At 74.5% G+C, this 17993-nt stretch carries 18 protein-coding genes; 11 read left to right on the top strand and 7 right to left on the bottom strand.

What is annotated here, in order from left to right; genetic code table 11:
* Positions 1–449: 449 nt before the first annotated feature.
* The 4 genes from QSK52_RS05550 to QSK52_RS05535 all read left to right on the top strand — a co-directional run bounded on the left by QSK52_RS05550 (position 450) and on the right by QSK52_RS05535 (position 4470).
* Positions 450–1787 carry a purine-cytosine permease family protein gene (locus QSK52_RS05550; RefSeq protein WP_285734149.1) on the top strand — a complete coding sequence of 446 codons (1338 nt, stop codon included), beginning with the start codon at positions 450–452 and terminating at the stop codon, positions 1785–1787.
* Between the two features lie 141 nt (positions 1788–1928).
* On the top strand, positions 1929–2675 hold the full coding sequence (locus tag QSK52_RS05545; protein WP_285734444.1) for a glycerophosphodiester phosphodiesterase: 747 nt from the start codon (positions 1929–1931) through the stop codon (positions 2673–2675).
* Positions 2676–2921: 246 nt separating this feature from the next.
* Positions 2922–3416 carry an ATP-binding protein gene (locus tag QSK52_RS05540; protein WP_285734442.1) on the top strand — a complete coding sequence of 165 codons (495 nt, stop codon included), beginning with the start codon at positions 2922–2924 and terminating at the stop codon, positions 3414–3416.
* A 76-nt stretch (positions 3417–3492) separates the two neighbouring features.
* Entirely contained in the window at positions 3493–4470 is a 978-nt protein-coding gene (locus QSK52_RS05535) for a DUF5926 family protein (protein WP_285734147.1), read from the top strand.
* A 229-nt stretch (positions 4471–4699) separates the two neighbouring features.
* Here the strand turns inward: QSK52_RS05535 and QSK52_RS05530 are convergent, their stop codons facing one another.
* The gene (locus QSK52_RS05530) at positions 4700–5362 is read right to left on the bottom strand and encodes a bifunctional DNA primase/polymerase (RefSeq protein WP_285734145.1); all 663 of its coding nucleotides are present in this window, start codon (positions 5360–5362) and stop codon (positions 4700–4702) included.
* A gap of 437 nt (positions 5363–5799) precedes the next feature.
* Here QSK52_RS05530 and QSK52_RS05525 point away from each other — a divergent pair, with 437 nt between their 5' ends.
* The 3 genes from QSK52_RS05525 to QSK52_RS05515 all read left to right on the top strand — a co-directional run bounded on the left by QSK52_RS05525 (position 5800) and on the right by QSK52_RS05515 (position 10266).
* The gene (locus QSK52_RS05525; RefSeq protein WP_285734143.1) at positions 5800–7233 is read left to right on the top strand and encodes a PP2C family protein-serine/threonine phosphatase; all 1434 of its coding nucleotides are present in this window, start codon (positions 5800–5802) and stop codon (positions 7231–7233) included.
* A gap of 138 nt (positions 7234–7371) precedes the next feature.
* The gene (locus tag QSK52_RS05520; protein ID WP_285734140.1) at positions 7372–8865 is read left to right on the top strand and encodes an aminopeptidase P family protein; all 1494 of its coding nucleotides are present in this window, start codon (positions 7372–7374) and stop codon (positions 8863–8865) included.
* Positions 8866–9249: 384 nt separating this feature from the next.
* On the top strand, positions 9250–10266 hold the full coding sequence (locus QSK52_RS05515; RefSeq protein WP_285734138.1) for a helix-turn-helix domain-containing protein: 1017 nt from the start codon (positions 9250–9252) through the stop codon (positions 10264–10266).
* A gap of 73 nt (positions 10267–10339) precedes the next feature.
* Here QSK52_RS05515 and QSK52_RS05510 read toward each other — a convergent pair whose 3' ends face one another.
* The 6 genes from QSK52_RS05510 to QSK52_RS05485 form a co-directional block, all read right to left on the bottom strand.
* Entirely contained in the window at positions 10340–11125 is a 786-nt protein-coding gene (locus tag QSK52_RS05510) for a MerR family transcriptional regulator (protein ID WP_285734136.1), read from the bottom strand.
* 82 nt (positions 11126–11207) lie between these two features.
* Positions 11208–11642, bottom strand: coding sequence for a PPOX class F420-dependent oxidoreductase (locus tag QSK52_RS05505; protein WP_435053161.1), 435 nt, complete (start codon positions 11640–11642; stop codon positions 11208–11210).
* Between the two features lie 25 nt (positions 11643–11667).
* Positions 11668–12090 (bottom strand): MarR family winged helix-turn-helix transcriptional regulator, encoded by a 423-nt coding sequence (locus QSK52_RS05500; protein ID WP_285734132.1) that lies wholly within the window; start codon positions 12088–12090, stop codon positions 11668–11670.
* Between the two features lie 54 nt (positions 12091–12144).
* Positions 12145–13218, bottom strand: coding sequence for a hypothetical protein (locus tag QSK52_RS05495; RefSeq protein WP_285734130.1), 1074 nt, complete (start codon positions 13216–13218; stop codon positions 12145–12147).
* Between the two features lie 104 nt (positions 13219–13322).
* A complete protein-coding gene (gene trxA, locus QSK52_RS05490) occupies positions 13323–13646 on the bottom strand; it encodes a thioredoxin (RefSeq protein WP_285734128.1) in 324 nt (107 codons plus the stop codon).
* A gap of 31 nt (positions 13647–13677) precedes the next feature.
* Complete coding sequence (locus QSK52_RS05485) at positions 13678–14094, bottom strand: MerR family transcriptional regulator (protein ID WP_285734126.1); 417 nt, start codon at positions 14092–14094, stop codon at positions 13678–13680.
* An 85-nt stretch (positions 14095–14179) separates the two neighbouring features.
* Between QSK52_RS05485 and QSK52_RS05480 the strand changes: the two genes are divergently transcribed.
* The 4 genes from QSK52_RS05480 to QSK52_RS05465 all read left to right on the top strand — a co-directional run bounded on the left by QSK52_RS05480 (position 14180) and on the right by QSK52_RS05465 (position 17973).
* A complete protein-coding gene (locus QSK52_RS05480; RefSeq protein WP_285734123.1) occupies positions 14180–14980 on the top strand; it encodes a GNAT family N-acetyltransferase in 801 nt (266 codons plus the stop codon).
* Between the two features lie 128 nt (positions 14981–15108).
* Positions 15109–15462: a YciI family protein gene (locus QSK52_RS05475; RefSeq protein ID WP_285734121.1), complete on the top strand. Its 354-nt coding sequence runs from the start codon at positions 15109–15111 to the stop codon at positions 15460–15462.
* Entirely contained in the window at positions 15459–16700 is a 1242-nt protein-coding gene (locus QSK52_RS05470; protein ID WP_285734118.1) for an RNA polymerase sigma factor, read from the top strand. The genes QSK52_RS05475 and QSK52_RS05470 overlap by 4 nt, the downstream gene beginning before the upstream one ends.
* A 394-nt stretch (positions 16701–17094) precedes the next feature.
* Positions 17095–17973: a PhzF family phenazine biosynthesis protein gene (locus QSK52_RS05465; protein ID WP_285734116.1), complete on the top strand. Its 879-nt coding sequence runs from the start codon at positions 17095–17097 to the stop codon at positions 17971–17973.
* Positions 17974–17993 lie beyond the last annotated feature (20 nt).

The following is a 17993-nucleotide window of genomic DNA, read 5'->3' as shown; positions in this document are numbered from 1 at the left end:
CGGCCGCGAACCGCGGCGCCGGGGTCACGGTCCTCAACCTCGGGGCACAGTTTTTCCTATGTCGGATTCGGACACCGTAAGCGGCCCCCTGAAGAAATCATGAGAAGCCTTAGGCCGCCCTGACATGCCCACCGAACCGCCCTCCGGACCGCCCTCCGACCTGCCCGTCCGCGGTCCCGCGATGCGGACGGCCGGGCCCCCGGTCTTGGCGTTCCCCCGGTCGGAGGCTAGCCTGTCGCTCCTGTAAACCGAAGAACGTCGCGGGAGCTTGGACCAGCCAGGCTGAGAGTGCGCCGGTTCGACCGTAGGGCATGGCGGTGACGCCACCACGGCCGAGGGGGCGCTGACCGCCGGAACCTGTCCGGGTAATGCCGGCGTAGGGAGTATCGGCCATGACGGCTGTTCCGTCTGCCCAGTTTTCCGAGCGCACCCCCGGGGCGGGCCCCGAGGTGGACCCCGGGGCGCGCCCCGAGGCCCCGCTGACCCTCGACACCGCCCCGCCGCGCACCCTGGACTTCCGGGCGCTGTTCGCGCTGTGGGCGAACCTCGGGGTGAGCCTGATCGGCTTCACCAGCGCCGCGACGGTGCTCGGCGAGTCCGGCCAGGAGCTGGGCTTCGCCGCCGCCGTGACGGCGATCGTCGCGGGCACCGTGATCGGCACCGCGATGCTGGCGGTGGCGGCCCTGGTGGGCGCCCGGACCGGCGCCCCGGCGATGGCGGTGCTGCGCGGCCTGTTCGGCACCCGGCTGTCGTACGTGCCGACGGTGCTGAACATCGTGCAGTGCGTCGGCTGGGGCGTGTACGAGCTGACGGTGGTGGCCTGGGGCGCGCAGACCGTGTCCGGCACCGCGGGCTGGCGCTGGCTGTTCGTGCTGCTGGCGGGCGCGCTGACCACGGTGCTGACGATCTGGCCGCTGGGCGCGATCGCGGTGCTGCGCAAGTACGTGGCGGTCGCGGTCGGCGCGGCGATGGTGTACTTCACGGTGCAGTTCGCCCGGCAGGGCTTCCCGGACCCGGGCGCGGGCAACTGGCACGGCTTCCTGCACGCGACGGACGCGGTGATCGCGGTGTCGGTGTCCTTCGTGCCGCTGGCCGCGGACTACACCCGGCACGCGCGCAGCTCGTCGAAGGCGTTCTGGGCGACGTTCTCCGGCTACTCGGTGGCCCAGGTGTGGTGCTACGTGCTGGGCGTGGTGGCGCTGCTGCAGTCGGGCGGCGACGCGGACCGGATCTTCGAGTCGTTCACCGGCGTCGCGGCGGGCTGGGCGTTCCTGCTGGTGCTGGTGCTGCGGGAGACCGACCAGTCGTTCGCGAACGTGTACTCGACGGCGATGTCGATCCACAACCTGCTGCCGCGGGTGGACCGCCGGCTGCTGACCGGCGGGATCGGCGTGCTGGTGACGGTGCTGGCGCTGCAGATCAAGGAGTTCACCGACTCGTACTACGGGTTCCTGGGCCTGATCGGCTCGGTGTTCGTGCCGCTGTTCGCGGTGCTGGCGGCGGACTACTTCCTGGGCGCGGGCCGGCGCGGCTGGAACCTGGCGCAGGACGCCCCGGCGCGCCGGTTGATGCTGCTGCCGTGGGCGGTGGGCTTCGCGGTGTACCAGTTGCTGGCCCCGTCCGCCATCGGCGGCTGGTGGACCGGGTTCTGGGGGGACGTCCAGCGGGCGGTGCACTTCACCCCGCGGGCGTGGACCTCGGCCTCGCTGTTCTCGTTCCTGGTGGCGGCGCTGGTCACGCTCGCGGTGACGGCGCTGGAGCGCCCGGGGGCCGTCGAGCGCCCCTGATCTGTTCACCCGCCGGTCGCCGTGCCGGGGGACGGCGGCCACCTGGCGCCGCGTACGGTGGTCGGCGTGGACACCCAGCACAGCGCGGCCGGTTCGCCCGCCGCCCGGACGGACCGCGTCGAGCGCTCGGCGGTCAAGGTGATCGCCCACCGGGGCTCCTCGGCGGCGCTGCCGGAGCACACCGAGGAGGCCTACCGGCGGGCGCTGGAGGAGGGCGCGGACGGGCTGGAGTGCGACGTCCGGGTCACCGCCGACGGGCAGTTGGTGTGCGTGCACGACCGCACGGTGGCGCGCACCTCGGACGGGCGGGGCACGGTGTCGACGATGACGCTGGCTCAACTCTCCGCGCTGGACTTCGGCTCGTGGAAGCACCCGCAGGAGCCGCGGCGCAGCTCGGTGCTCACCCTGGAGCGGCTGCTGGAGCTGGTCGCGGACGCCGGGCGGCGGGTGGAGCTGGCGATCGAGACCAAGCACCCGGTGCGGTACGCGGGCCGGGTGGAGGCCGAACTGCTGCGGGTGCTGGACCGGTTCGGGCTGCTGCCGGCCGCGCCGGAGGAGTCGACGGTGCGGGTGATGAGCTTCTCCGAGCTGGCCCTGCACCGCGTCCGGCGGGCGGCCCCGGCGGTGCCCCGGGTGTACCTGTGGGAGCGGCGGCTGCCGGTGCTGGGCCGGACCAGGTCGCTGCCGGGCGGCGCGGCGGTCGCCGGGCCGGGCATCGAGCTGGTGCGGCGGAACCCGGGCCTGGTGACGGCGCTGCGCCGGGCCGGGCACCCGGTGCACGTGTGGACGGTGGACCGGCCGGAGGACGTCGAACTCTGCCTGGAGCTCGGCGTGGCGGCGCTGATCACCAACCGCCCGGCCGAGGTGCTGGCCCAGCTCGGCCGCTGACCGCGCCGCCCGCGCCGGGTGGCACCCGGGGCCCAATCGCGTGACAGAAATACCGAACGGGGTATTTCCGGGCGGTGTTTCCTGTCGATCACGGCCGCTGAACGTGAGACACCCCTCACCTTTTGGCCGGGGTCCGGGCGGATGTCGTTAATGCCGCCATCGGATCGTCGAACGTCCGTTTCCGACGCATTACCGGCGGGCATCCATCCCTCGGCAGAAGCTGAAGGAGGTCCGGGGGTGGCGTTGATGGTGGCGCGAGCTGTGCCAGTTCAGGCCGGGTCGACCTCATCGGCCATGGCGGTTCCGCACGGACCGGCCAGCGTTTCGACCGCGCGGCGCAGGCTGCGCAGCGATCTCGGCGACCGGTCGATACCGGAAGCGGTGATTGACGACGCGGTGTTGATCCTCTCCGAACTGCTCAGCAATTCCTGTCGGCACGCGAGACCGCTGGAGCACGACGACGGCGCGGCCGAGCAGGAGGCCGACGGCGGTACGGTGCTGGTGAGTTGGCAGATGCGCGGGGACGGCCTGCTGACCCTGGAGGTGACGGACGGCGGGGCGGCGACCCGGCCGGTCCCGGCCAGCCCCTCGGTGACGGCGCACGGCGGCCGGGGCCTGAGCATCGTCGGCAAGCTCGCCCGGGACTGGGGCGTGCGGCACGCACCCGGTCAGGTGACGGTGTGGGCGGAGCTCCCGGCGTTCGGGCAGGTCGCGGGCGGCGGGCGGCGGCGCAGCGCCTGAGCGGGGCCCGGGCGGGGCCGCCCGGGCGAAGTAGGCTGCCCGGAGCAACGTCCGACGTCCCCGGGAGAGCCGCACCATGGCCAAGAAGGCCGCGAAGAAGCAGCCCAGCCAGTCCACCGCCGTCGAGGGCGAGGTCCCGGTCGTCGGGGCGCGCGAGGCGTGCCCGTGCGGTTCGGGCCGCCGCTACAAGGCGTGCCACGGCCGCCAGGCGGCGCACGCGGTGCAGGAGTTGGTGCACCGCCCGTTCGAGGGCCTGCCGGGCGAGGCCGACTGGGTGGCCCTGCGTGAGCTGGTCCCGGCCGCCACGGTGCCGCTGGTGCTGGCCGCCGGGGTGGCCGAGGAGGCCGTCGGCGACGTCCCGTCGGTGACGCTGGCGACGGTGCTGCCGCTGGCCTGGCCGGCCCTGCGCCGTGCGGACGGGTCGATCCTGCTGGGTCTGCAGACGCAGTCCTCCTCGGGCGACCTGAGCCGCGACCTGGCGGACGCGCTGGAGCTGGCGCTGGCCACCGAGCCGGGCACCCCGGTGCCGGCCCGCCGGACCAACCCGGGCGGCCGCCGCCTGCAGGAACTGCTGGACACCACGGCCGCGTTCGAGCCCGAGGTGCACACCGGCTTCGAGTTCTGGCTGGAGGACGCCGAGGCGGCGACCGGCGAGGTGGCGGCCTCGCTGGAGCGGGCCAACGCCTCCGCGATCCCGACCGAGAAGCTCGCCGGGGTGGACTCCGCGTACTGGTGCGGCACCCCGGACAAGAACCACCTGCGCTGGGTGATGACCGTCCCCGAGGAGCAGTTGCTGGACGCGCTGGCCCGGCTGTCGGCGGCCGGGGACAGCTCGCTGGGCGAGGGCACCAAACTGGTGGGCTCGTTCCGGGCGCACGGCCTGACCGTCCCGGTGTGGGACCTGCCGGTGGAGATGACCGCCGCGGAGGTGGAGAAGCCCGCGGTGGAGTTCGCCGCGAAGCTGGCCGAGGTGCTGGCCGCGCCCGCACCGCTGACCGCGGAGGAGCGCCGGGCCCGGGCCAACCTGGTGAGCCGTCAGATCACCCTGAACTAGTCCGGAGTGACCGGCGTCACATTGTCCGTCGTTCACCGGAAGGCCGCCGGAAATCCCAAAGACCTTCCGGCGCGGACAAATTGGCGCGGAGCCGGATCTTTGTTACTGTTTGACCAGTCCGACCGCTGGTGCATCCCCCGTCGCCAGCGGTCGGACATTTCTCGTTCCGGGCCGCTCCGCACAGCATATCTGACTGAGCATCATCAAACCGGGCCGTCCGAGGACCGGTTCAGCCCTGCGGCAGCGCGACCGCACTGGCCGTGATCAGCCCGCCGAGCAGCGTCCCGACCTCCGGCAGCCAGGGCCGCCCCGGCCCGGGCCTGCACACCCAGTGCACCGGCCCCGCCCCCGTCCGGGACGGCGGCAGCACCAGGTAGCCGCCCGGTCCGTGGTAGCGCAGCACGCCCGGCACCCACGGCCGCTCGGCCAGCAGCCCGCCCAGCTCCGCCAGCGTGTACGGCGCGGTCAGCAGCACGAACCGGCCCGGCGTGCCGAGCACCGGCCCGTACGGGACGCCGATCTCCTCCAGGTGCCGCAGCAGCCACGGCCCGGCCGGGCGCGGCAGGCTCACCGCGCCCAGCGCCCGTCCGGTCGCCACCAGCACCGGGGCGCCCGGGGCGCGCCGCTCCCACCACCAGCGCACCATCCGCGGGTCGGTGGTGGCCGCCTCCAGCGGCGGGTCGTCCGGGTGGCCGCCGGGCACCGCGCAGGAGCGGTCCGCGCACGAGCACGGCCCCGCCGCCCCGCGCAGCGCCCGCGCGCCCGGCACCACCGGCCAGCCGCGCCCGGCGGCGGCCTCCAGGGCGGCGGCGAGCGCCAGCGAACGGCTCCGGCGGCCCGGCCACCAGCGGCCGACGCGCTCGGACAGCGGCTCTCGGCGGGGTGGGCGCATGGCGGCTCGTTCCTTTCCGCGTTCGCTTCGGTTCCGCGTCCGCCCCGGCTCCGGTCGGCGCCGGGGCCGGGTCCGTACCGGGGCGCGCGGCACGGTTCGGTGCGATCGTCCGATCGGTCGGACGGCGTGGATCGGGGCGGCGGGCGGTGCGTGTGCGTCTCGACTACCCGCCGCTGGAACGAGAATCCCCCATACGTCCGGATGGACGCGGCCGCCCGGGCCCCGGTTCCACCGTACGAGTGAGCCCGGGTCGCCCCGGGTGGTGCCCCGGCGGCCTGCGCATACGATCCCTGCACGTTCGGCCCCCGCACTCCTGGACATGCCCCGATCGGCCTGTGTACAAGTGGGGGAAACCTGCCGAGTAGTGAGTAAAGACATCGTTTCGGTCGGTCTCGGTGGTCTTGCGTGACACGTTCCGGATTGTGGGGAGTTGCGACATGACCGACGTCCACCCGTTGACGTCCCCGGCGCCCGCGGCCGCGGTGCCCGCAGCCACTGCCCCGGCGCCCGCGGCCGGTGCGCCGACGCCCGCGCCGTTCGTCGACCCGGTGCTGCTGCCGGAGCTCGGCGAGGTGCCCGCGGCCGACCTGCAGGACCGTTTGGCCGGATGGCTGTCCGATTTCACCAGCCTGCAGGAGCACCTGGAGCTGCTGGCCCGGGCCGACGGCCTGGGCGGCACCCTCGACGCGCTGCTGGACTCCGGCGCGGCCCTGCTCGGCGCCCGCCGCGGCCTGGTGGTCACCCTGCCGCCCGGCCCGGACCGGCAGCCCGCCCGACCGGTCGGCCTCGGCCTGGACCGGGCGATGCTCGGCACGCTGGAGACCGTCCCGGTCGAGCACGGCCCGTTCGCCGGGCTGCTCGGCCGCCCCGGCCCCGAGGGCCGGCTGCTGATCGCCGACCTGGCCGCCGACCCGGCCGTCGGCCCCCGCTTCCGCGAGGTCGCCGCGCAGCTCGGCCTCGGTGCCTGCTACGCGCTGCCGCTGGCCACCGGCCCCGACGGCCCGCTCGGCGCCGCCGCCTGGTTCTACGACGAGCCCGGCAGCCCGGACGAGCGCCGCGAGCACCTGGTGCGCCGCTACTGCGAGTTCGCCGCCCCGCTGCTGGCCCGCCAGCTGGAGGCGGACCGGGCGGTGCGCGCCGCGGAGGCGCTGCGCCGCTCGCTGCTGCCCGACCACCTGCCCGCCCGCCCCGGCCTGAAGGTCGCCGCCCGCTGCGTGCCCGCCGCCCTGGAGCGCGCCGCGGGCAGCGACTGGTACGACGCGATCGCGCTGCCCGACGACACCATGGGCCTGACCGTGGGCAGCGTGCTCGGCGGCGGCCCGGGCGCCGGCCCCGGCGCGGGCACCAGCGCGGCCGCCGCGATGGGCCGGGTGCGGGCCGCACTGCGCGCCTACGCGGTGCTGGAGGGCGAGGACCCGGTCTCGGTGCTCGGCGACCTCGAACTGCTGCTGAAGACCACCGAGCCGACCCGCTCCGCCACCGCCGTGTACGCCTGCGTGGACCCGGCCGAGCGCCGGATCGCGCTGGCCGGGGCGGCGAACTGCCCGCCGGTGCTGCTCACCCGCTACGGCGCGAACTTCGTGGAGACCTCGCTGTCCGCGCCGCTGGGCATGCTCAGCTGCTGGGAGGCCCCCGGGGTGGAGCTCACCGCGGAGCGCGGCGACGTCCTGGTGCTGTACACCGAGGGCCTGGCCCGCCGCTTCGCCGCCAACCTGCACGCCGGGCAGAGCGCCCTGCGCCGCGCCGCCGCCGACGCCCCGCGGGACGTCCGGCTCGACCCGGACCGGCTCTGCACCCACCTGCTGGAGCAGGCCGGCGGCACCGAGCCGGGCGTGGACGACCTGGTGCTGCTGGCCGTCCGCTTCGAGTAGGCCGCGCCCCCGGGAACCCCGGATACCGGACGCCCTTCCTCCGTTCGAACGCCCCTACGTACCATGGGGGCGACATCCGCCCGCACCCCCCGCGACCCGGGGACGGGCGGGCGGCAGCGTGCGCGAGGAGGCGACGTAGTGACCGAGGACCGCAGCCCGGCGGTGTCCGAGAACCCCGAGGGTTCCGCCGAGGGCGAGAAGGACGAGCAGCCGGTCAAGAGCCGCAAGAACGGCCTGTACGACGGCGTCTCCGACGAGCTCGCCGCGTCCATGCGCACCGGTTGGGCCGACACCGAGCTGCGCGGCCTGACCCCCGACGTGCAGGCCCCGTACGCGGCCGCGCGCCGCGCGAAGCTGTCCGCCGCGTTCCCGGGCGAGCGCCTGGTCGTCCCCGCGGGCAACCTGCGCACCCGGGCCAACGACACCGAGTACGCTTTCCGCGCCGCCAGCGAGTACGTCCACCTGACCGGCAACCGGACCGAGGACGCCGTCCTGGTCGGCGAGCCGGTCGAGGGCGGCCACGCGTTCGCGCTGTACCTGCTGCCGCGCTCGGACCGGGAGAACGGCGAGTTCTGGCTGAGCGGCCAGGGCGAGCTGTGGGTCGGCCGCCGCCACTCGCTGGCCGAGTCCGAGCAGCTGTACGGCCTGCCGGTGCGGGACGTGCGCAAGGTTGCCGAGGAGCTGTCCGCCACCACCGTCCCGACCCGGATCGTCCGCGGCTACGACGCCGCGCTGGAGGCCGCGCTGGCCGAGCAGCTCGACGCGGAGAAGGACGACGAGCTGACGGTGTTCCTGTCCGGGCTGCGCAGGGTCAAGGACGAGTGGGAGATCGGCGAGCTGCGGGCCGCCTGCGACGCCACCGTGCTCGGCTTCACCGACGTGGTGCGCGAGCTGGACCGGGCCGTCGCCACCTCCGAGCGCTGGATCGAGGGCACCTTCTGGCGCCGTGCCCGGGTCGAGGGCAACGACGTCGGCTACGGCACGATCGCCGCGGCCGGCCCGCACGCCACCACCCTGCACTGGGTGCGCAACGACGGCGACGTGCGCCCCGGCGAACTGCTGCTGCTGGACGCGGGCGTGGAGACCCACACCCTCTACACCGCCGACGTGACCCGCACCCTGCCGGTCAACGGCCGCTTCACCCCGCTGCAGCGCAAGATCTACGACGCGGTGTACGACGCCCAGGAGGCGGGCATCGCCGCGGTCAGGCCGGGCGCGCGGTTCCGCGACTTCCACGACGCCGCGCAGCGGGTGCTCGCCGAGCGCCTGCTGGAGTGGGGCCTGATCGACGCCTCGGTGTACGACCTGGAGAAGGTCCTGGAGCTCGGCCTGCAGCGCCGCTGGACGCTGCACGGCACCGGCCACATGCTCGGCCTCGACGTGCACGACTGCGCGCACGCCCGCCGGGAGGAGTACGTGGACGCGCTGCTGGAGCCCGGCGTGGTGCTGACCGTCGAGCCCGGCCTGTACTTCCAGGCCGACGACCTGACCGTCCCCGAGGAGTACCGCGGCATCGGCGTGCGGATCGAGGACGACATCCTGGTCACCGCCGACGGCAACGAGAACCTCTCCGCGGGCCTGCCCCGGCAGGCCGACGAGGTCGAGTCCTGGATGGCCTCGCTGACCTCCTGACCCGCCCCGGCGCCCCGAGGGCCCGGCCGGAGCTCCCCTCCGGCCGGGCCCTCAGTGGCGTCGGCCCCAGCCCGAGGCGGCCGAGCAGACGGTGACGTTCTTCGCATAACGGACACGGATCGACATGGGCATCGGACGTTCTCCGGACGTGGCAGGGAAGAGACACGGGGAGTGGCCGCACCGACCCCCCGAGTGATGACTCCTCATCCTCCCGGGAGGTTGCCTCCGGATTCCAAAGGTTTTCCGCCGTGCTCCGTCCCCGTCCGGTCAGCCTCCGCCGCCGTCCGTGCGCACCCGTCCACCCGGCCGGTGCCCCCGGCGCCGCCGTCGGCCGGGCCGCTACACTCGGCGCGAAACCGCCGACGGCCGCACCAGGAGCACCAGATGGCCGAGCCCGTGCCCATCACCATCGGAAGGCGCCCGGCGCCGGTGCACACCGTCGCGGTGTACGCCTTCGCGGGCATGGCCCCGTTCGAACTCGGCGTGGTGGTCGAGGTGTTCGCCCTCGCCCGCCCCGAGCTCGCCGGGCTGCTCTCCGCCCCCTGGTACGACGTCCGGGTGTGCGCCGAGCGCCCCGGCCACCCGCTGGAGGCGGTCGGCGGGTTCTCCCTGACCCCCCGGTACGGCCTGGAGGAGCTCGCCGCCGCCGACACCGTCGTGGTGGTCGGGGTGCCCGACCCGTACGGCGACGTCCCGCCCGCGGTCACCGCCGCCCTGCGCACCGCGCACGCCCGCGGCGCCCGGGTGGTCTCGATCTGCTCCGGCGCCTTCGCGCTGGCCGCCGCGGGACTGCTCGACGGCCTGCCCGCCACCACCCACTGGCGGTACGCGGCGGAACTGCGCCGCCGCTACCCGGGCGTGCAGGTCGACCCGGACGTGCTGTACGTCGACAACGGGCAGGTGCTGACCAGCGCGGGCAGCGCCGCGGGCATCGACCTGTGCCTGCACCTGGTCCGGCAGGACCACGGCGCCAAGGTCGCCAACACCGTCGCCCGCCGCTTCGTCGTCCCGCCGCACCGGGACGGCGGGCAGGCCCAGTTCATCCAGGCCGCGGTGCGACCGGTGGAGGAGCCGGAGGACGGGGTGGCCCGCTCGATGCGCTGGGCGCTGGAGCACCTGGCCCGGCCGCTGACCGTGCCGCTGCTGGCCCGGGCGGCCGGCATGTCCGACCGCTCGTACCTGCGGCACTTCACCGCCCGCAACGGGGTGAGCCCGATGCGCTGGGTGGCGATCCAGCGGATCGCGGCCAGCCTGCCGCTGCTGGAGTCGCCGGAGGGCAGCGTGGAGGAGATCGCCGCGGCGGTGGGCTTCGAGTCGGCGGCGACCTTCCGCCACCACTTCGGCCGCACCATGCGCACCTCCCCGACCGCCTACCGGCGCACCTTCGGCCGGGCGGCCTGAGCCCAGACGGCCTGAGCCCGGACGGCCTGAGCCCGGACGGCCTGATGCCGGGCCGTCCGGGACCGGGCCGCCGTCAGCCCTGCTGCTCCTGCTCCCGCTCCAGCCGGTCGGCGTTGGCGTGGATCGCGTCCCGCAGCCACGGCGCCAGGCCCGGGGCGAGCTTCTCGTACGTCTCGGTGAACCGCGGGTCGGCGACGTACATGTCGCCGAGGCAGCGGTGCATCTGCGGGCCGCAGTCGTAGAAGTTCGCCCCGATGTGCTGCCGGTGCTGCTCGGCCGCCGCCATCGCCTGCTCGCCGTCCGGGGCGGCCCCGGCGGTGAACGCCGCCACCAGGGCGTCGTTGATGCCGTCGGCCTCGGCCTTGATCCGCTCCCAGTCCGCCTTGGTGTAGCGGGCGGTGCGCTCCTGGGACTGCTTCCAGGCGGGGGTCTCGCCCCAGCGCTGCCGGGCCTCGTCCTCCCAGCTCTCCTGGTAGTCCTGGCCGAACACCTCGAACTTCTCCTCCGGGGTCAACTGGATCCCCAAGGTCCTCGCCTCCATCGCTCGCTCGACTGCCGCGGCGAGTTCCTCCAGCTTGCGGATCCGGTCGCCGATCAGCTCGCGCTGACGGCGCAGGTGCTCGCTGGGGCCGACCGTCCGGTCGTCCAGGATCGCCGCGATCTCCTCCAGCGGGAAGCCGAGTTCGCGGTAGAACAGGATCTGCTGCAGCCGGTCCAGCTCGGCCTCGCTGTAGCGCCGGTAGCCGGCCGGGGTGCGGCCGCTCGGCGACAGCAGGCCGATCTCGTCGTAGTGGTGCAGGGTGCGCACCGTGACCTTGGCGATCGCCGCCAGCCGTCCGACCGTGTAGCCCTCGTCCACCGCGTTCCCTCCTTCCCGCCGCTGTTGCGACCAGCCTGGGGCCTCACGCGGCGTGAGGGTCAAGCGGGATCCGGGCGGGTCCTCAGTCGGCGACGCCGCTCTGCGCGAGCACCTTGCCGATCCGCAGCCGCACCAGCAGCTCGCCCGGGACGCCGTTGCGGGCGGCGTACTCCTCGGCCCGCTCCTCGCCCATGTAGCGGGCGGCGATCCGGCCCGCCCAGTGCCGGACCTCGTCCAGCTCCTCGCTGACCGCGGCCACGCCCTCGACCAGCACGAAGGCGAACGGCGGCCGGTCGTCGTCCACGCACAGCGCGGCCCGGCCGTCGCGGCGCAGGGTGCGGCCCTTGACGGTGTCCCGGCCGGTGTTGAACACCAGGTCGTCACCGTCGAGCAGGAACCAGACCGGGGCCAGGTGCGGACGGCCGTCGGCGCGGGTGGTGGCGAGCTTGCCGGTGCGGGTGCCGTGGGAGAGGAAGGCGCGCCACTCGGGCTCGGTCATCGTGGCCATGGCCGCCATCCTCCCGGCTCCCGCCCCGCGCCGCCTACTCGGACTCGCCGTAGCGGACCAGGTAGGCGGCGAACCGGTGCAGGTCCTCGTCGCCCCAGGAGGTGAAGCGGTCGGTGAAGGCCCGCCGCCGCTGCTCGTACGCGTCCGCGAGGAGCTGCTCCCCGGCGGCCGTCAGGTGCAACAGCTGCCCGCGCTGGTCGTCCGGGTCGGCCTTGCGGCCCAGCAGCCCGAGCCGCTCCAGCGCGCCGACCTGGCGGCTGACGGTGGACTTGTCGAGCATGAAGTGCGCCGCCAGGTCGGCACCCCGGCAGGAACCGCGCTCCTTGACCAGGTCGAGCATGCTGTACGTGACCAGCGAGAGCTCGGGGTGCAGCTGGGCTGCCTTGTGGCGGGCCCGGCGGGCGAACGCGGTCAGCTCCCGCTGGATGGTCTCCAGCGCGGCGTCGCGGTCGGGCATGGCGGTGGCTCCTTCGTCGTGCGGTGTTGCGGACCACGGTAGGGGTAGCCGCACTCAGACGCCGACCGCCTCCTCCATCTCCTCCTCGGCGGGCTCGTCGGCGGGCTCGTCGGCGGCCTTCTCGACGGGCTGCGCCGGGGCCGCCGCGAGGGTCCGCCTCCGCTCGGTGCGGGCGGCCAGCAGGAGCAGCACCGCACCCGCCGCGAGCCAGCAGAACAGGGTGGCGACGTGGCCGCCGAACCCGGCCCGGCCGCCGAAGTAGACGTGGTCGCGGACGCCCTCCAGGAAGCCCGCGCCGTTCCAGAAGGAGTGCAGGGCGCCGAAGAAGCCGTTCTGCAGCTCGGGCCGGAAGATGCCGCCGGAGCTGGTGAAGTTGAGCATCACGAACAGCGCCATCATGGTCAGCGTGGTCCACCGGCCGAGGAAGGTGTGCAGGGCGGTGCCGATCGCGATGATGCCCGCCGAGTAGAGCCAGCTCATCGCCCAGACGCCGAGCAGGCCGTGGTCGACCAGGTGGAACACCGGCCCGGCCAGCGCCGCGCCGAACAGGCTGACCACCAGCGCCACGCCGAGGCCGAGCAGCGCCCGCACCCGCATGCCCAGCGCCGCACCGGCCGCGCCGAGCACCGCGACCGAGCCGTAGGAGCCGATGCTCAGCGCCACCAGCAGGAAGAACAGGCCCTGCCCGGTCGGGTCACCGGCCGGCAGCGGGGTCAGTTCCTGGACGGTCAGCGGCTTGCCCTGCTGGGTGGCGACCTTGGTGAACACCTTCTCGGCGACGGTGGCCGAGGTGTCCGAGTTCGCCGAGGCCACCAGCAGGGTCGGCGCGTCGGCGCTCGGCACGTAGGCGGCGACCAGCTCGCGGTCGAGCAGCCGGGTGCGGGCCGCGTCGGCGTCGGCCACGGTGGTGACGTCCAGTCCGTCGCCCGCCTTGTCCTTGAGGGTCTGCGCCAGCACCTGGGTCTGCGGGCCCTGGCCGACCACGGCGACCGGCAGCTGGTGCGGGGCGGGGGCGTGGAAGGCGGAGAGGTAGGCGATCCCCATGCCGAGGCACATCAGCAGCGGGGTGACCAGGTGGGTGAGGACGTGCCGGAGGGCGGGGCGGGAGGCTGCCGGGAGCGAGGACATCGCAACTCCATGGTTGGCAAATACAACTAATATTTAGTTGCACTTTACAACGCGACAGTGCTTCGCATCCACCCGGACCCCGCCCCCGTGACGCACCTCACCCGCTACAGCAGGTCGTCGAGCTCCCGCAGCAGGCGGCTCTTCGCCCGCGCCCCCACCATCGACCGCACCGGCTCGCCGCCCTTGAACACCATCAACGTCGGCATCGACAGCACCCCGTACGCCGCCCGGGTCTCCGGGTTCGCGTCCACGTCCAGCGCCACCACCGCCAGCCTCCCCTCCTGCTCCCGGGCCAGCTCCGCCAGCACCGGCGCCAACTGCCGGCACGGCGGGCACCACTCGGCGGTGAACTCCACCAGCACCGGCCCCTCGGCCGCCAGCACCTCGCTCGCGAAGTCCCGGTCCGTCACACTGCGCACGCCACCCATCGCGTCCTCCTGACGCTCGTCGTCCCCGTCGTCACTCCTCGGTGCGGACCAGCTCGCAGCGCGGCTCCCCCGGCCCGGCCCCGGCCAGCGCGTCGCGCGCCGCCTCGGCCTGCGCCAGCTGCCCCGCCAGCACCTCCCGGACCTCGCTCAACCGGGCCACCATCGCGTCCAGTTCGGCCAGCTTCGCCCGGTACACCTCCAGCGAGGCCGGGCAGGAGTCACCCGCCGGGTGACCCGCCCGCAGGCACTCCACGAACGGCCGGGTCTCCTCCAGCTCGAACCCGAAGTCCTGCAGCACCCGGATCTGCCGCAGCAGCCGCAGGTCCTCCTCGTCGTACGCCCGGTACCCGTTGCCCCCGCGCCGCGCGGGCAGCAGCCCGCGCGACTCGTAGTAACGCAGCGCCCGGGTGGTGGTGCCCGCCCGCCGTGCCAGTTCGCCGATCCGCATGCCACGACGCTAGACCTTCACCCCGACGTCAACGCCAGCCCCTTCTCCCTGTCCACCGCCCCGCGGTGATCGTTACGCTCGCCCGGTGACCGAACTGACCACGGCCCTGCTCGCGGCCTACGACGAGCACATGCGCGGACTCGGCGCCCGCGGCGAGGGCGAGACCCACGACAGCGACGGCCCGCTGCTGCGCAAGTACGGCGGCTTCCGCGGCTTCGTCACCTCCCCCCGCCCCGACCTCGGCCTGCGCGGCGAGGAGCTCGACGCGCTCATCGCCCGCCAGCGCGAGTTCTTCGCCGCCCGCGGCGAGGCCGTCGAGTGGAAGACCCGCGGCCACGACCTGCCCGCCGACCTCCCCGAGCGGCTCACCGCCGCCGGGTTCGTCGGCGAGGAGCCCGAGACCGTCCTGATCGGCCTCGCCGCCGAACTCGCCGTCCCCACCCCCGCCCCCGAGGGCGTCACCGTCCGCCGGGTCACCGACCCCGCCGACATGCGGCGGATCGCCGCGATGGAGACCGAGGTCTGGGGCGAGGACTGGTCCTGGCTCGCCGACGACCTCGCCTCCCGCGCCGCGGACACCGGGAACTTCCTCGTCCTGGTCGCCGAGACCGACGCCCCCCGCCCCGAGGTGGTCTCCGCCGCCTGGCTCACCAGCACCCCCGGCACCGGCTTCGGCGGCCTCTGGGGCGGCTCCACCCTCGCCGCCTGGCGCGGCCGCGGCATCTACCGCGCCCTGGTCGCCCACCGCGCCCGCTGGGCCCTCGACCACGGCATCCGGCACCTCCAGGTCGACGCCTCCCCCGACAGCACCCCCATCCTCCGCCGCCTCGGCATGCACGCCGTGACCACCACCACCCCGTACGTCTGGACCCCGCCCGCCGTCTGACCTGCGAGGACGCGCCGCCGGAAGATTCCTTCGAAAAACCTCCGGCCGCATGTAGAGACCGTCCCCCCGGCTCCGACCACTGGACGCAAGCACGCACCGCACGACGAGACGAAGAGGACGTGGTCCCCGTGAAGTACCTGCTGATGACCTACGGCAACCAGGAGAAGTGGGACTCGCTGCCGGCCGAGGGCTGGACCGAGGCGATCGCCCAGCAGGACGCCTTCAACAAGCGCTACCAGGAGAGCGGCGAGCTGATCGGCGCCTACGGTCTCGGCGACGCCGCGGCCTGCCGGATGGTGGGGCGCAAGGACGGGCTGCCGGTGGTCAGCGACGGCCCCTACCTGGAGACCAAGGAGTACATGGCCAGCTTCTACCTCCTCGACGTCGACAGCGAGGAGCGCGCCCTGGAGATCGCCGCCGACATGCCCTGGGCCGACCGCGAACCGGTCGAGCTCTGGCCGATCCTGCACGAGGCCAAGTGAGCCTCCCCGCTCCCGCCGACCAGGACCTGCTGCGCGAACTCGCGCCGCAGGTCCTGGCGGCGCTGCTGCGCCGCCACGCCGGGGCGTTCGACGCCTGCGAGGACGCCGTCCAGGAGGCGCTGCTCGCCGCCGCCGAACAGTGGCCGCGGGACGGGCGGCCCGACAACCCGCGCGGCTGGCTGGTGACGGTGGCCTCCCGGCGGCTGGTCGACCTGGTCCGCGCCGACCGGGCCCGGCGCGAGCGCGAGGAGCGGCTCTTCCTCGCCACCCCGCAGTCCGAACTGCTCGGCCGCCCCGCCGACGCCGACCCGGACACCGACCGAGACGACTCGCTGGCCCTGCTCTTCCTGTGCTGCCACCCCGCCCTGACCGCGCCCAGCCGGATCGCCCTGACCCTGCGCGCGGTCGGCGGCCTGAGCACCGCCCAGATCGCGGCCGCGTTCCTGGTGCCGGAGGCCACCATGGCGCAGCGGATCAGCCGGGCCAAGCAGACCATCCGCACCTCCGGCCTGCCGTTCGCCCTCCCCGGCCCGGACGAGGCCGACGGACGGCTGCGCGAGGTCCTGCAGGTGCTCTACCTGGTCTTCAACGAGGGCTACACCGCCACCGGAGGCGAGGACCTCACCGCCACCCGACTCACCGACGAGGCGATCCGGCTGACCCGGCTGCTGCACCGGCTGCTCCCCCGGGACGCCGAGGTGATGGGGCTGCTCGCCCTGATGCTCCTCACCGACGCCCGCCGCCCCGCCCGCACCGGCCCCGACGGCGAACTCGTCCCGCTGCCCGAGCAGGACCGCAGCCGCTGGGACGCCGCCGCCATCGCCGAGGGCGTCTCCCTGGTCGAACGCGCCCTCCCGGCCGGCCGGGTCGGCCCCTACCAACTGCAGGCCGCCATCGCCGCGCTGCACGACGAGGCCCCCGACGTGGCCGCCACCGACTGGCCGCAGATCCTCGCCCTGTACGACCTCCTGCTGCGGGTCGCCCCCGGCCCGATGCCCGCCCTCAACCGCACCGTGGCCCTCGCCGAGGTGCACGGCCCCGCCCTCGCCCTCAAGGAACTCGACGCCCTGCAGGGCGAGTTGTCCCGCCACCACCGCTACCACGCCGTCCGCGCCGAACTCCTGCTGCGCACCGGCGACACCCCCGCCGCCACCGAAGCCTTCCGCCGCGCCGCCACCCTGGCCCCCACCCTCCCGGAACGCCGCTACCTCACGGAACGGGCCCGACTGCTCCCCTGACAACCCCCGGCACACCCCTCCCCCGAGAACGGGCCGACCGGCACATCCCCGCTGACCCGTCTCACCGAAGTTCGACCGGTGGCGGTTTGGCTCATCGAAGTTCGACCGTGGGTTCAGGAGGTGTCGTCCTCGATCGCGTTGGGGTTCTCGTAGAGGGCGGGTTCGGCCTGTGCTGCGTGCTTGTTCCTGGCGCAGCAGCGACTTGAGCAGGTAGTGCGGGGGCGGCGGTCAGCAAGGTGCTCCGCCGCTGGCAGCGGGACGGGACACGTCACCGGCTGCGCAGGGCGCGAGCTCGCCGACACGGCGGTTGGCGTTCAGTACGGTGACGGTGACGGCGAGAATCCGGCGCGGGCGTTGCTTCGGCCGGGCACGGGACGGATCTGATGGGGCGCGCATGGAGTTCGAGCTGGTCGAGGTGTTCGGGAGCGGACCGCTGAGCGGGGGGCCGCTCGGCGTGGTCAGGTGCGAGGGCGCGTGCGACGACGCGTTGATGCAGCGGCTGGCGGCCCGGCTGGCCGCGCCGGAGACCGTCTTCCTGAGCGGGGGCGACGACGGGGAGGTGGACGTGCGGATCTTCACCCCCTACGTGGAGCTGGACTTCGCGGGCCATCCGCTGGTCGGAGCGGCCGCCGTGGCGGTCCGGTGGGGGCTGGCCGCGCCCGGCCGGGTGGCGATGCGCACACGGGGCGGGACCGTTCGCGCGCGGGTGGAGCCGGGAGCGGAGGGCGCCACCCTGGAGGAACGGCCCTGCCGGGTGGGTCCGCCCGTCGCGTCGGACCTGGTGTGCGCGGCGGTGGGGCTCGCCCCGGACGCGGCCGTGGGGCCGGTGCTGCCGGCCTCCGCCGGTCTGGGGTTCGCCTGTCTCCCGGTGGACGCCGCCGGTCTCCGATCGGCCCGGGCCCTGCCGCTGGAGGTCGAGGCACTCCCCGAACGGGTCCCCGGGCTGGCCGACGTCTTCGGGGTGGCGGTGTTCGTACCTCAGCTGCCCGAAGTCCGTGCCCGGGTCTTCGTTCCCGAGCCGGTGTGCGCGGAGGACCCGGCCACCGGTTCGGCCGCGCTGGCAATGGCCGGGTGGTTCGCGCACCGGGGGCAGCCCGAGGAACACCTGGCGTTCGACGTCGTCCAGGGCACGGCCGAACTCGGCTTCGCCAGGATCCGGGTGGAGGCCCGCGACCGCGCCGACCGAGGCCTGCTCGCCGCTGTCGGCGGCGGGGTACGCACCTTGGTCGAGGGGCGGCTCGCGCTGGATGGCGCGGCCGGTCGAACCCGGTAGACGGACACGACGCCCTCCTA

The organism is Kitasatospora phosalacinea (genome assembly GCF_030268885.1).
GTDB lineage: Bacteria > Actinomycetota > Actinomycetes > Streptomycetales > Streptomycetaceae > Kitasatospora > Kitasatospora phosalacinea_C.
This window is presented reverse-complemented; position numbering and strand designations above follow the sequence as displayed.

Bases quoted from the DNA above. Each gene is read 5' to 3' on its own strand.
- QSK52_RS05540 (WP_285734442.1), top strand. From the start codon at position 2,922: ATGGTGGCGCGAGCTGTGCCAGTTCAGGCCGGGTCGACCTCATCGGCC.
- QSK52_RS05535 (WP_285734147.1), top strand. From the start codon at position 3,493: ATGGCCAAGAAGGCCGCGAAGAAGCAGCCCAGCCAGTCCACCGCCGTC.
- QSK52_RS05530 (WP_285734145.1), bottom strand. From the start codon at position 5,362: ATGCGCCCACCCCGCCGAGAGCCGCTGTCCGAGCGCGTCGGCCGCTGG.
- QSK52_RS05525 (WP_285734143.1), top strand. From the start codon at position 5,800: ATGACCGACGTCCACCCGTTGACGTCCCCGGCGCCCGCGGCCGCGGTG.
- QSK52_RS05515 (WP_285734138.1), top strand. From the start codon at position 9,250: ATGGCCGAGCCCGTGCCCATCACCATCGGAAGGCGCCCGGCGCCGGTG.
- QSK52_RS05505 (WP_435053161.1), bottom strand. From the start codon at position 11,642: ATGGCGGCCATGGCCACGATGACCGAGCCCGAGTGGCGCGCCTTCCTC.
- QSK52_RS05500 (WP_285734132.1), bottom strand. From the start codon at position 12,090: ATGCCCGACCGCGACGCCGCGCTGGAGACCATCCAGCGGGAGCTGACC.
- QSK52_RS05495 (WP_285734130.1), bottom strand. From the start codon at position 13,218: ATGTCCTCGCTCCCGGCAGCCTCCCGCCCCGCCCTCCGGCACGTCCTC.
- trxA (WP_285734128.1), bottom strand. From the start codon at position 13,646: ATGGGTGGCGTGCGCAGTGTGACGGACCGGGACTTCGCGAGCGAGGTG.
- QSK52_RS05485 (WP_285734126.1), bottom strand. From the start codon at position 14,094: ATGCGGATCGGCGAACTGGCACGGCGGGCGGGCACCACCACCCGGGCG.
- QSK52_RS05465 (WP_285734116.1), top strand. From the start codon at position 17,095: ATGGAGTTCGAGCTGGTCGAGGTGTTCGGGAGCGGACCGCTGAGCGGG.